The sequence below is a fragment of the Acinetobacter higginsii genome (assembly GCF_000369845.1).
GTDB classification, from domain to species: domain Bacteria; phylum Pseudomonadota; class Gammaproteobacteria; order Pseudomonadales; family Moraxellaceae; genus Acinetobacter; species Acinetobacter higginsii.
Genome location: NZ_KB850213.1, coordinates 287,778 through 300,036, shown reverse-complemented (window position 1 = coordinate 300,036; position 12,259 = coordinate 287,778). Strand labels below are relative to the sequence as shown.

Genomic DNA, 12,259 nt, shown 5'->3' with positions numbered 1-12,259 from the left:
CCTATGATCAATCAGAGAGTTAGCGCTGTGCTAAATCATGTAAATAAGCTTTTATCTGTTCAAGCTGTGTGGCTCTTAGGTCAGTTTCTTCATCCCAATACAGTCCGACACAGTTTGCCTGCATATCAATAGCATAAACTCCTTTTAATGCAATGGTTAAATCATTAAATTTCTGATCCCCTTGCACAACCTGAAGCTTGCCATCCACCACCCGTGCACGCATTAACGCTAAGCGAGCATCTGGAATCAGCACACTATAATAAGCCACCATACTGGCACGTTTTTCCGATGCCATTGGAATCTTGGTCCATTCTGGCGCAACGATTAAACGCGGATGCAAGCCCATTTTGCGCGCCTGATCACGCATCATACCCAATGCCTTTTCTCGTGGACTGACACGCAAGCCAAAAATCGAGCCAAGTACAAACAGTACAATCGCAACTGTGATCCAAATTCCAATATTACTCATAAAGTAGCCCAAAACTTTCTTTTATTAGCGTTACATAAGTTGAATCCAAAAGGCAAGTTTCAACGTAAAAAATAATCTTGTATTCAACTGCACCCTTTAAAGCATCCCTTTTTCAGACGATCAAAAGCCTAAATACCCAATGCTTTTAACGCGCTTACTTTATTCGATCAGGGTTAATTTTCCGAATTGATCAAGATGTACATCACCCCAATTCTTTAATGCAACAATAATCTGTTCCAGACTACGACCTAAATCAGTTAAACAATATTCAACTTTTGGAGGAACTTGCGGATAGACCTCTCGATGCAGAATGCCATCTTGTTCTAATTCGCGTAGCTGATTGGTCAGCATTCTCTGGGTAATACTCGGTACGCGCTTACGAATTTCATTAAATCGTAAGGTACCTTCATTAAATAAATGCCAGAGAATGACACATTTCCATTTTCCATCAATCAAACTGATGGCGGCTTCGACGGAACAGCCTGGAGAACAATCAAAACTCGAATGCCGCATTTTTGCCATTTTACAGTATCCTTTTTGACACTATGAGCGTTATTTGTCTGTAGTCACTAAAATCAAGCTTAAGTTATGCTGAGATTCCAATCAAGTGGAAGCAAAACCATGAAAGCTGTGGCATATCAAAAGGCAGGTGCAATTACTTTAGAAGATGCGCTTGTAGACATTGAGATCGACTCACCTATTGCACATGGACATGATTTACTCGTTCGTGTGCAAGCTGTTTCTGTCAATCCAGTCGATACCAAAATTCGGAACAATAAAAGTGCAGAAGATCAGCAATGGAAAATTCTGGGCTGGGATGCAGTGGGTGTCGTTGAGGCGATTGGCGAACACGTCACTCAGTTCAAAATTGGTGACCAGGTCTGGTATGCAGGTGCACTCAACCGACAAGGCAGCAATAGTGAATTACAATTGGTTGACGAGCGTATTGTCGGACATAAACCTAAGTCACTCGATGCTAGCGAAGCAGCAGCACTACCTTTAACCGCCATTACCGCATGGGAAATGCTGTTTGATCGATTACAAGTTCCTCGAGCAGCGGCTGAAAATACTTCGATCCTTGTCATTGGCGGTGCTGGTGGAGTGGGTTCAATCACCATTCAATTGCTCAAACAATTAACCAATCTAACCGTCATCAGTACTGCATCTCGACCAGAAACGTCTGAATGGGTAAAACAGTTGGGTGCTGATTATGTCTTAGACCATCGCCAAGCTTTAGCCCCACAAATTCAGCAACTCGGCTTAAATGCCCCTTTATATGTATTTTCAACCACGCAAACCGATCAGCATCTCGCTGATATTGCAGAACTGATCGCAGCACAAGGCCATTTCGGTTTAATTGATGACCCTGAGCAACTCGACATTAAGCTCTTTAAATCAAAGTCTGTTTCGGTTCACTGGGAGTTTATGTTCACGCGCTCTATGTACCAGACTGAAGATATGATCCAACAGAGCCAACTTTTGAATCAAGTTGCAAGCTTAGTTGATGAGGGAAAAATTAAAACCACAGTGAGTCAGGTACTTTCGCCAATCAATGCCGAAAACCTAAAACATGTACATCAACAAATCGAAAGTGGCACGACCAAAGGAAAAATTGTCCTGCATGGTTTCTAAATGCAATTATGCAACCTAGATCTTGCAGTCATGCCACTCAGCATTGCTGCAAGATTTATTAATAATGCGGTGGTTTATCATTTATCGGATCAAAAGCTGCAATTCCTTCCGATAAATCTGAAGATTCAACCCGACGATATAAAAATTGCATTTGTTTTTTTAAATCAGCAATTTCCTGCGTTTGAATTGCGAGTTGCTGATTCAATTGTTCAACTAAATCATCTAAAAATGCAATTCGGACTTGCAAATCTTCAATGGGTGCGGAGAATGACGCGTGATTATCAAAATTTTGTGGTTTAGTCATTTCAGACCTCATCTGAACTTTTAGGAAACATTATGGCCTATATTACTTTAAGGGATGTCCATCTCGCATTTGGCGGACCTGCCTTACTCGACGGCGCGAACTTCAACCTAGAACGTGGCGAGCGAGTCTGTTTAATTGGTCGTAATGGAGAAGGTAAGTCTACTTTATTAAAACTGATTGAGGGAAGCTTGTTACCGGATAACGGTGAAGTTTCAATTCAAAATGGTTTAACTGTTTCAATGTTAGCCCAAGACGTCCCAATGGACTCAGGCAAAGTTGCTGACATTGTTGCCGATGGTGCAGGCGAAGCATCTATTGTATTGAAAGAATACCATGAAGCCAGTGATGCCTGCGTATTGGGTGATATGGAAGCTTGCGACCGCATGGGCATGCTACAGCACAAACTGGATCAGTTGGATGGTTGGGCATTAGAAAACAAGGTCAACTCGATTCTCAGTAAAATGGGACTTGATCCTAATGCAGATCTAGCGGATTTATCGGGTGGTCGTAAACGTCGTGTGTTATTGGCACGTGCTCTACTCACTCAACCTGATGTATTGTTACTGGACGAACCTACCAACCATTTAGATGTTGAAAGTATCGAATGGTTAGAAAAGTTTTTATTGGATCAAAATAACCTGACCCTGCTGTTTATTTCGCATGACCGTTCATTTGTTGACAGCATTGCGACCCGTATTGTTGAGCTTGATCGTGGTATTTTGCGTAGCTACGAAGGTAACTATTCTCGCTATCTCGATCTCAAAGCACAACAAATGGAAGCAGAAGAAAAACAAAATGCTTTATTTGATAAAAAGTTAGCTGAAGAAGAAGCTTGGATTCGTCAAGGCATTAAAGCACGCCGTACTCGTAACGAAGGTCGTGTCCGTGCGTTGCAAGACTTACGAGAACAATCTAAAGCACGTCGTTCGCAACAAGGCAAAGTCAGTATGGCAACGCAAGAAGCCAATCGCTCTGGTAAGCTGGTATTTGAAATTGAAAATCTCAGTGTCAGCTATGGCCAACAACCACTGATCAAAGATTTCTCTGCTATCGTACTACGTGGTGACCGTATTGGTTTAGTTGGCGATAACGGTGTGGGTAAAACCACCTTGATTAAAGCGATTTTAGGTGAGATTGAACACAGTGGTTCTGTGAAAACAGGAACACAACTCGAAGTTGCTTATTTTGACCAATTGCGTAATGCCCTAGATCTTGAAAAAACCGTCATGGCCAACGTTTCAGAAGGTTCTGATTTTGTTGATGTGAATGGTAACCGTCGTCATATCTATAGTTATTTACAAGACTTTTTATTCTCACCAGAACGTGCTCGTACCCCAGTTAAAGCCCTATCTGGTGGTGAGAGAAACCGTATCTTATTGGCAAAATTATTGCTCAAACCATCGAATTTAATCGTGATGGATGAGCCAACCAATGACTTGGATATGGTGACACTTGAGCTGCTTGAGGAAATGCTATCTGACTATAAAGGTACTTTGCTGTTGATCTCGCATGACCGTGCCTTTATGGACAATGTCGTGACGTCGACATGGGTATTCGATGGCAAAGGTAACATTGATGAATACATCGGTGGCTATCAAGACTATTTGGAACAGCGCCCAGATCAAAAGGTCGTTGATCAGAAAAGTGATGTAAAAAAAGCGCAAGCCAAAGCAGAAGCGGCCGCAGCACCTAAAAAGGTAAAACTCAGTTATAAAGACCAGCGAGAGCTTGAGCAACTGCCTGCTGAGATTGAAAAACTGGAAACTGAACAAGCAGAATTGTCGGCAAAATTGGCAGATGGTTCATGGTTTGTCAGTGATGCCAATGCCGCAACTGCAGCCAGCCAACGCCTAGCTGAAATTGAAGAAGTATTGCTAGAAAAATTGGAACGCTGGGACATTTTAGAAAATATGTCTAAAGGCAACTAAGTTGATTGAGCATTTATCCTTTCGAGGGTAAATGCTTTACTTCATCCAATTGAATTTATAGCAAATCAAAATCTTGTTGCAGTGATTGGTAAATATTAAAATTTTCATCATCAAAACAAATAAAAACAACCTGTTGTACACATATTCCCTTACCTAGTTGTTCAGCAATGGTCTTTAACGCGATCTGTGCAGCAAGCTGTTTCGGAAAGCGATAAATCCCCGTTGAAATATTGGGAAACGCAAGGCTTTGTAGTTTCATGTCTTCTGCTAATTTAAAACTATTGCGATAGGCACTTTCCAATAGTCTCTCTTCCTGATGCTGTCCATCTACCCAAGTCGGTCCAACCGTATGAATGACATATTTAGCAGGCAGATTTCCTGCCGTGGTCATGACCGCTTCGCCAACTGTACAACCACCTTGCTTGGCACGAATCTTTTGACAATCTGCCAAAATCGCTGCGCCACCACGACGATGAATCGCGCCATCTACACCTCCACCACCTAATAGTGAGGTATTGGCTGCATTAACAATTGCATCTACCTCGATTTGGGTAATATCCCCTTTGATTATTCTGATACTTTTCAAAAGACTCCCCTTCTCAGTGTGTTATATAAGAGATCGTGAACGATAAAAACAGCTTTAGTTTTATTTTACATTTAAAGTTGCCAAACTCACTTCATGTTACACTGCTCTGAAATTCAACGTTATTCTCTTTACTAAGTTTATGAGTCAAAATCAGTCTTATATCCCTGGCGAATTTCAATGGAAATTTCTATTACCCAAATACTGGAAAATTTGGATCGCCATTCTATTTCTTATGCTATTGGCCATTCTCCCATGGGCTATTCAATGGCGCTTGGCACATGGTTTGGCCGCTTTATGCTGGCGTGTGCTCAAATCACGCCGTAAAACCACACTTCAGAATTTAGAGTTGTGTTTTCCAGAGTGGTCACCTGCCGAGGTTGAAACGCAAGCCAAACAAGTTTTTGTGGATATGATGCTTGGTGTATTTGAAACCCTCAATGCTTGGTACTGCCCCAAATGGTTTAAAGGCCGCCATAGTATTGAAGGCTTAGAACATATCACCGATGCAAAAGCACAAGGTAAAGGCGTGTTATTACTCGGCACCCACAGCACCTTATTAGATGCAGGCGGTTATATCTGTTCTCAATATTTTGAACCCGATGTGGTGTATCGCCCACAAAACAATCCGCTGTTGGATATGCTGATTTATCGCTGTCGTGCCACCATTTATCAACATCAAATCGATCACGATGATATGCGTGGTTTGATCCGTCGACTCAAAGATGGTGGTGCAATCTGGTATAGTCCTGATCAAGATTTTGGTTTAAAACAAGGCGTGATGGCTCCTTTCTTTGGTGTTCCAGCGGCAACCGTGACTGCTCATCGTCGTTTACTCAAAATTTCGAAAGCGGTTGCAATCCCCTTATATTTCTATCGTTATGGCGATGTTCGCAACCCAAAATATAAAGTACTGATTGAGCCAGTTGTGGACAATATGCCAAGCGAAGATGAAGTCGATGATGCGATTCGCGTGAATAAAATTATTGAAGCTCAACTCCGTATCGCACCTACGCAATGGATGTGGTTCCATCGTCGTTTTAAAACCCGTGCTGAAGGTTACGACAAAATTTATTAAGCTAAAAAAGCCGCCTCATGAATCAATGAAGCGGCTTTTTTCTAAAGTAATAACCACAATTAATTCGGGAAAATCACACCCGTACTTAAATCAAAATAAGTTGGGGTATTACTATACACTGAACCCAATTTGACATTAATGAACCAACCTAAGTTACCTTGATCTTGTAAACGGTTTTGAATCTCGCTCGGTAGATCAAGCTTATAAATCGCATCTTCTTTAAAGACTTTTGATTCAATGCTGGCTGTGCTTTCACTATCGCGTTCAAATAAATAGCCTTGTTGTAACACACCAAATCCAATCGAATTATCTTTATCAATCAAATGATAACCTTCTGCAGCTTGCTGTTTTAGCAACGCATCTAGTTTGGTTGGATTATCCTCAAAGAATCCTGCTTCCGTTTTTGGCATGTCAAAATAACGATAGCTATAGGTCCCATTATGGGCGCTGCTATTTACACAAGTTGGGATGTAATACATGTCATTCTTGGTACCATTGGTTGTGAAGTCTTCACCCGCAGAGATTAATTTACAGCCTTGTGCGCCGAGCTCATTAAATGCAGCAAGAATACTTGCTCTGGTTTTATTAGTTAAAAAGCGATTGTCATAAGTATAGGTTGCGGGCTTCTTATCATTTTTCACAAATAAATATTTATAGGTATTGCTTGGATCCTCTCTTAAGAACGACTTATAAATAAAGCCAGACTCACCTTGCTTTTTCATTTCAGCTAATTTGAGCACATATCTATTTGCGATCACATTGGTGGTGATATCAGCAATTTTATAGCTATAGGTATCGGTTGAAGCATTATTTTTTACATATAAGTTTTTAGGTTCAGGGAAATCACTATTGGCTTTTTTTACATCCAATGATGTACCCGCCAAGGCAAAACCTTGACTACCCTGCTCATTGGCTTGCGCCAAGAAATTGGCCCAAGACGCTTGATTATCGAGTAGACGATAACTTGCTGTTGCTTTACTCACAGTCGGTTTTAATAAGCTATAGCCTTCGACATTGGTACGGGTATAACAAGTGACAACTTTAGATGGATCGACTGAATCCATATAAGTTTGAATATCTTTAATATTCGCTGTTTCACTCACTGCACACATGCCATCACCTTTAAAGGCATAAGCTGAAGCAATTCCATTTGGTCGATAGCGATCACTATATTTCACTCGATTTGCCGTGGTTGTACCGCTGGTTTCAGTCGCTGCAATCTCGCTAATCAGTGCATCATCCGATGCAACATCGTAATTTTTAATGACTGCACCAGTACAATCCTCTTTTTCAAATTGACGGGTTTCAATGGTAAAGCGAACGCTGTTTTCGGACGCTTTATGTACTGTTAAATTGGTTCGTGCTCCCTTATGACAGAATCCACCCAACCATGAACCCACAAAACGATCAGCCACGACTGGAGTTGGTGTAGGAGTCGGGGTGGGCGTTGGAGTGGGTGTTGGAGTCGGGGTAGGTGTTGGGGTCGGTGTAGGCGTTGGAGTCGGGGTAGGTGTTGGGGTTGGTGTAGGCGTTGAATCTGAATCATTATCAGATCCACAGCCCACCAAGATTGCGCAAGTTACGCTAAGTGCTAGTTGAGTCCATATATTTTTCATTGCATCACCCTCTGTGTGATTTTTTCACATATTTGTGTATGTGAAAATTTAACACTTTTATGCTTGAGTGCAAATATGTTTATGCGTAAATTAATAACGAAAGGTAAAATCATTTCTTATTGATGGTTCGAAGGTATGGATGCTCAAGAAAACTTAGCAAGACAATTCAGTGCTTTACCGAACGAATGGCAGGCATGGTTAGAGGAAAATTTAGAGCGCGGTTGTGCTCCCATTGATTTAGCCAATATTCTGTTGCGTGAAGGTTTAATTGACCTAAATAAAGATTTTTCTGCTCCGATATACGCTGAAGAGCAACACTACCGAGAACTTGAACAGGCAGCAGCCACAAAACAAACCCAACTCAGCAGTACATTTACACCAGAACAAAAAAAATGGTTGGCTCAGATGCTACTGGATGGTTTAAGCAAAGCTGAGATTTATCAGTCATTGATGAAGCAAGGATTGAATGAAAACGATATTGCATTCGAATGGGTACAGTTAAAGCAACATCCTTATTTTCAAATCGCCGAAGAGCAGCACTTCCTGCTCAAAAAACGTAATTGGCTGCTGCATACTTTAGATCGTTTTGCCCGTTTAAATCCTGAATATCAGCAGATTAAGCGAATTTCAAAACCTGATTTTGCAGATTTTATCCAACAGTATTACAGCCGGAACTTACCTGTGATTTTGACTGATGCTATTCAGCATTGGCCTGCTTTACACAAATGGTCACCACAATATTTCAAACAGGCTGTCGGTACACAAGAAATTGAAGTTCAGTTCAATCGTGAACAAGACCCTTTATTTGAACGTAACTCGATTCAACATAAAACCAAAATGCGAATGAGTGATTTTGTTGATTTAATCGAACAAACCCCACATTCCAATAATTTTTATATGACAGCGAACAATGCCAAAGCTAGCCAATCTAGTCTGGCTGCATTGTTTCAAGATATTGATCATTTTCATGGCTATACGGACCACGCCCAAGTCTATGATCGTAGCTTCATCTGGTTTGGCCCTAAAGGTGCCTTTACTCCCTTACACCATGATTTGACCAATAACTTTTTAGTACAAATTTATGGACGGAAAAAAGTCACCCTGGTTCCTGCAATGCAAACACCACACCTCTATAATGATGTCGCCGTATTTAGTAAAATTGGCGATCCTCATCGTCCTGATATAGTGAAATCATTTCCAGATTTTGCCCATAGCAGCAAAATCGAATGTATCCTGAATGAGGGCGAGGCCTTATTCATTCCACTAGGTTGGTGGCATTGTGTCGAAAGTTTAGACATTTCTATGAGTGTTTCCTTTACTCATTTCAATATCGATAATGCGGGCGCTGAATCCTTTCCTTCACTAAGCGGGCATTAAAAATTGTGTCAGCCAATGACTTAACCGAATCCGTTCTTAAGGTGTTCTAATGGTAAAACCAACCGACCAAGTCATCAACACAGCATCATCTGAATTGAATGCACAAGGTGTGATTCCGCAAGATGCAGAAACCACATTGGATAGCATTTATCCCATGATGCAGCATATCGCACGTTGGTTAATCCATTCCGGTGTTGGCTATACCGATTTCGTGGCTGCGCTAAAACCAATTTTTTATGAACAAGCCTTGGTTGAATTAGAACGAATCAAACAGAATAAAACCGATTCAGCAGTCAGTTTATTATCGGGACTGCATCGCAAAGATGTCAGCGCTTTTCGACAACAAGCCAATCAAGTCACCAATGAGGCTCCTAATTTTGCCATTAGTGTTCCTGCCCGTGTCATTGCCCGCTGGATTGCCCTTGATCTCCCCCATCAAATTCCTGTTTCCGGTGAGGAAAATAGTTTTGAAGCCTTGGTTAAACACATTTCAACAGAAAAACATCCGCGCTCGATTTTGTTTGAATTACAGCGTTTAGGTGTAGTTGTTCAAATCGATCAAGAGGTCGTATTACAACAACATAGCTTTACCCCAGATAACCAAATGCAAGAAAGTAAAGCTCTGTTTTCTGCCAATCTCAGTGACCATTTGGCTGCAGGGATTGATAACTTTATCAGTGAGAAACCCTTTACCCATCTCGAACAAGCTGTACATGCCGAAAAATTAACAGCACAATCTGTTGAGGCACTTCGGCAGTTGAGTATTACACTTTGGCAAGACATGGCAAAACAACTTTTAAATGCCGCGATTCAGCATTGTGATCAAGACCAAGAAAAAGATGATGCTTATTATCAATTTCGCTTTGGTGTCTACCAGTACGATACTCAGATAAAACTACAAGTGCCTTATATTTTTAAGGATAAATAACAATGAGAAGCTTATTGCTCGCGACAGTTTCCTTCATTTCAGTGGTTGTCTTAACCGCCTGTGGAGAAAACTTTTCTGTTGCCAATGTGAGTCTAGGTGGCAGTGGCTCTGGTACACAAAAACCATTACCTGGTGGAGGAAATCCACCTGTCACTGGTGATAAAGGTAAAGATGATGAAGAGGAAGATCAATATGATTATTTTGTTACCTTCCCTGATGCCGTAAATGATGAATGTACTGGCATACAACGTAGTATATATTTCATTGATGCTGGGACTAAGCATCCTCAGATTGCTGGAGCTCAGCAAAGTAGTCCTTCACAAACCGTTCAAATCAATATTAAAAATACAACGCCGAATTATATATTTGAAAAAATTCCTCAATGTCATCAAGTAGAATTTTGGGCAATGTCAGGGAAATTACATTTCCTTCCTGATCAATATTTAAGATGTTCGGCAGAGCAATATACTGTGCAAGTTTTACAACCTTATGAAATTAAAACCTATGAGTTTGACTTTAAAATTCCACAAGGTGATGACATTTTATTAGTTCGTTACCCAACACAATACACATCTAATTTGCCCGATGCCCAAACCCATTGGAGCAGTTGCCCAACCTTAGACATTCATCTTCCAGTCACCCAACAGCTGATCCCTAAATCGGGCGAAAAATTACCACCATCAAAACCAGATCTTAGCGAACCACTCTCTGGCAGAAAGCCACAACAATAAGCGGTATACAATCGGGCTAAAAAATTAAAACCCGAGTTCTGCATCCTGCAAAACTCGGGCAAATGAGGTTGTGCTTTCAAACTACTTTTATTATCCTGCGTCCATCGCATGCATCATATCCATGATGACTTTTCCATCTCAGCGTCGCTATCCTTAAGCGGAAATCCATTCCTGCGTCCTTGTGCTGATGTATTTAGAATAAACCTTTTACCGATACAGTACTATTCGTTGCAGACTTAAATCCATGTACGAAATAACGTACATTAATTAGTTAAACTTTAAAATCAAAGCATTGTGCAAGTCCCACTCGCACAACATCAGTTTTACATGCGCTGCTTATGCGGTTGAGCTAAAGAATCGGTTACCACTTTCTCTTCTTGCTCAGCCTTTTCAATGCCTTCCTGTATGGCTTCTTGAGCCTCCTGTTCATCCTCAGCGGTCTGTTGCAGCGATTGTTGCTGCTGTTCAAACACTCGCCCTGTCTGTAAGACCACATACACAGGAAAATGATCTGAACCAATATGTGGCAGGCGATTCATATCAATCAAACCAAAATCGGTACTATGAAAGATATGATCTAGCGACCATCGTAATAAAGGATAGTCCGCATGAAAGGTATTCATAAAATAGCGCCCGACTCGAGGATCAAGCAGTCCACTAATCCGCTGAAATAAACGGGTTGTTCTGGACCATGCCACATCATTCAAGTCTCCCATGACGATACAGCTCTGATCAAGGTCTTTAATCTGATCACCCACAATCAGCAATTCCGCATCTCTTAACGTAGACTCTTTAGCCTCCGTTGGACTCGGTGGTTTAGGATGCAAACAATACAACTGCACTTGCACGCCTGATGGCAAAGTCACTGCAGTATGAATCGATGGAATTTCATCACTCAAAATAAATTTAACTTCGGTGTCGTCTAAGGGCAAACGACTATAAAGATGCATACCATATAGGTTCTCTAAGGGTACTGCCACACGGAAAGGATAATCTGCTTCAATTGGGCTCAGCGCTTGCTGCCATTCAGCATTCGACTCCAGCGTAAGTACCAAATCTGGCTTTAAAATTTCAATTTGATCAAGTAACAGATGATATTTGTGATTAGGTGTCAGTACATTTGCCACCAATAAGGAAATTTGTTGCTCTGGATTGAGTTGCGTCTTTTTGACTTTTTTGACTTGCTTGCGCCATAACGGCGTATAAGGCAACACCATTTTAAGCTGATAGGCTATTGCTGCAACCAGCCCAAGAAAGAGCAGTTCAGTACTCAAGGTCCAATCGGAAAGCACAAATAACATCGCAAAAAATGTGATGATCCCGAGTGCTAATATTTGTAATCTCGGAAAGTCTGCACCCCGAAACCACCATTCATCTCTGGGGATCAAAGACCAAAATGAAAGCCATATCACCAGTGCTGCGCAAATCTGAATCCATATCATGTTCATTTTTCTCTTTGGGGTAGCATAGATTTACAATAAAGTTTTCGCTTTATCAATTTTCTATCTAATATAAACAAGATATTCCACTCAATAAACGCACTGTTTTATTTCAGTAAAGCTTGCAGTTGTGGGCACTTTTGATACACTCAAACCCCTTTAAAATTTTTTACA

At 41.1% G+C, this 12,259-nt stretch carries 12 protein-coding genes; 6 read left to right on the top strand and 6 right to left on the bottom strand.

From position 1 onward, the window contains the following. Positions 1 to 19: 19 nt before the first annotated feature. On the bottom strand, positions 20 to 469 hold the full coding sequence (locus tag F885_RS12565) for a hypothetical protein (protein WP_004802536.1): 450 nt from the start codon (positions 467 to 469) through the stop codon (positions 20 to 22). 159 nt (positions 470 to 628) lie between these two features. Next, positions 629 to 991, bottom strand: a complete 363-nt coding sequence (locus F885_RS12570; RefSeq protein WP_005315203.1) for a winged helix-turn-helix transcriptional regulator — start codon at positions 989 to 991, stop codon at positions 629 to 631. Positions 992 to 1,090: 99 nt separating this feature from the next. Between F885_RS12570 and F885_RS12575 the strand changes: the two genes are divergently transcribed. Next, positions 1,091 to 2,101: a zinc-binding alcohol dehydrogenase family protein gene (locus F885_RS12575; protein WP_005315201.1), complete on the top strand. Its 1,011-nt coding sequence runs from the start codon at positions 1,091 to 1,093 to the stop codon at positions 2,099 to 2,101. A gap of 58 nt (positions 2,102 to 2,159) precedes the next feature. Here F885_RS12575 and F885_RS12580 read toward each other — a convergent pair whose 3' ends face one another. Then, the gene (locus tag F885_RS12580; RefSeq protein WP_004656007.1) at positions 2,160 to 2,405 is read right to left on the bottom strand and encodes a SlyX family protein; all 246 of its coding nucleotides are present in this window, start codon (positions 2,403 to 2,405) and stop codon (positions 2,160 to 2,162) included. A gap of 32 nt (positions 2,406 to 2,437) precedes the next feature. Here F885_RS12580 and F885_RS12585 point away from each other — a divergent pair, with 32 nt between their 5' ends. Next, positions 2,438 to 4,333 (top strand): ATP-binding cassette domain-containing protein, encoded by a 1,896-nt coding sequence (locus tag F885_RS12585; protein ID WP_005315200.1) that lies wholly within the window; start codon positions 2,438 to 2,440, stop codon positions 4,331 to 4,333. A 55-nt stretch (positions 4,334 to 4,388) separates the two neighbouring features. Here F885_RS12585 and F885_RS12590 read toward each other — a convergent pair whose 3' ends face one another. After that, positions 4,389 to 4,919, bottom strand: coding sequence for an O-acetyl-ADP-ribose deacetylase (locus tag F885_RS12590; RefSeq protein WP_005315199.1), 531 nt, complete (start codon positions 4,917 to 4,919; stop codon positions 4,389 to 4,391). Between the two features lie 139 nt (positions 4,920 to 5,058). On the opposite strand from F885_RS12590, the gene F885_RS12595 reads away from it, so the two are divergent. Next, positions 5,059 to 5,994, top strand: a complete 936-nt coding sequence (locus F885_RS12595) for an LpxL/LpxP family acyltransferase (protein ID WP_005315198.1) — start codon at positions 5,059 to 5,061, stop codon at positions 5,992 to 5,994. A gap of 59 nt (positions 5,995 to 6,053) precedes the next feature. Here the strand turns inward: F885_RS12595 and F885_RS12600 are convergent, their stop codons facing one another. After that, positions 6,054 to 7,610, bottom strand: a complete 1,557-nt coding sequence (locus F885_RS12600; RefSeq protein ID WP_005315197.1) for a PT dipeptide repeat lipoprotein — start codon at positions 7,608 to 7,610, stop codon at positions 6,054 to 6,056. Between the two features lie 135 nt (positions 7,611 to 7,745). Here F885_RS12600 and F885_RS12605 point away from each other — a divergent pair, with 135 nt between their 5' ends. From F885_RS12605 to F885_RS12615, 3 genes are read left to right on the top strand one after another with little or no spacing between them, the layout of a single operon-like run. Next, complete coding sequence (locus tag F885_RS12605) at positions 7,746 to 8,987, top strand: cupin-like domain-containing protein (protein ID WP_005315196.1); 1,242 nt, start codon at positions 7,746 to 7,748, stop codon at positions 8,985 to 8,987. A gap of 49 nt (positions 8,988 to 9,036) precedes the next feature. Continuing rightward, positions 9,037 to 9,915: a DUF6502 family protein gene (locus F885_RS12610; protein WP_005315195.1), complete on the top strand. Its 879-nt coding sequence runs from the start codon at positions 9,037 to 9,039 to the stop codon at positions 9,913 to 9,915. Positions 9,916 to 9,917: 2 nt separating this feature from the next. Then, positions 9,918 to 10,646: a hypothetical protein gene (locus tag F885_RS12615; RefSeq protein WP_005315194.1), complete on the top strand. Its 729-nt coding sequence runs from the start codon at positions 9,918 to 9,920 to the stop codon at positions 10,644 to 10,646. 323 nt (positions 10,647 to 10,969) lie between these two features. Here F885_RS12615 and F885_RS12620 read toward each other — a convergent pair whose 3' ends face one another. Continuing rightward, the gene (locus tag F885_RS12620) at positions 10,970 to 12,088 is read right to left on the bottom strand and encodes an endonuclease/exonuclease/phosphatase family protein (RefSeq protein ID WP_005315193.1); all 1,119 of its coding nucleotides are present in this window, start codon (positions 12,086 to 12,088) and stop codon (positions 10,970 to 10,972) included. Positions 12,089 to 12,259 lie beyond the last annotated feature (171 nt).

Coding starts and splice junctions, on each gene's coding strand:
- F885_RS12565 (WP_004802536.1), bottom strand. CDS start 469: ATGAGTAATATTGGAATTTGGATCACAGTTGCGATTGTACTGTTTGTA.
- F885_RS12570 (WP_005315203.1), bottom strand. CDS start 991: ATGGCAAAAATGCGGCATTCGAGTTTTGATTGTTCTCCAGGCTGTTCC.
- F885_RS12575 (WP_005315201.1), top strand. CDS start 1,091: ATGAAAGCTGTGGCATATCAAAAGGCAGGTGCAATTACTTTAGAAGAT.
- F885_RS12580 (WP_004656007.1), bottom strand. CDS start 2,405: ATGACTAAACCACAAAATTTTGATAATCACGCGTCATTCTCCGCACCC.
- F885_RS12585 (WP_005315200.1), top strand. CDS start 2,438: ATGGCCTATATTACTTTAAGGGATGTCCATCTCGCATTTGGCGGACCT.
- F885_RS12595 (WP_005315198.1), top strand. CDS start 5,059: ATGAGTCAAAATCAGTCTTATATCCCTGGCGAATTTCAATGGAAATTT.
- F885_RS12600 (WP_005315197.1), bottom strand. CDS start 7,610: ATGAAAAATATATGGACTCAACTAGCACTTAGCGTAACTTGCGCAATC.
- F885_RS12605 (WP_005315196.1), top strand. CDS start 7,746: ATGGATGCTCAAGAAAACTTAGCAAGACAATTCAGTGCTTTACCGAAC.
- F885_RS12610 (WP_005315195.1), top strand. CDS start 9,037: ATGGTAAAACCAACCGACCAAGTCATCAACACAGCATCATCTGAATTG.
- F885_RS12615 (WP_005315194.1), top strand. CDS start 9,918: ATGAGAAGCTTATTGCTCGCGACAGTTTCCTTCATTTCAGTGGTTGTC.
- F885_RS12620 (WP_005315193.1), bottom strand. CDS start 12,088: ATGATATGGATTCAGATTTGCGCAGCACTGGTGATATGGCTTTCATTT.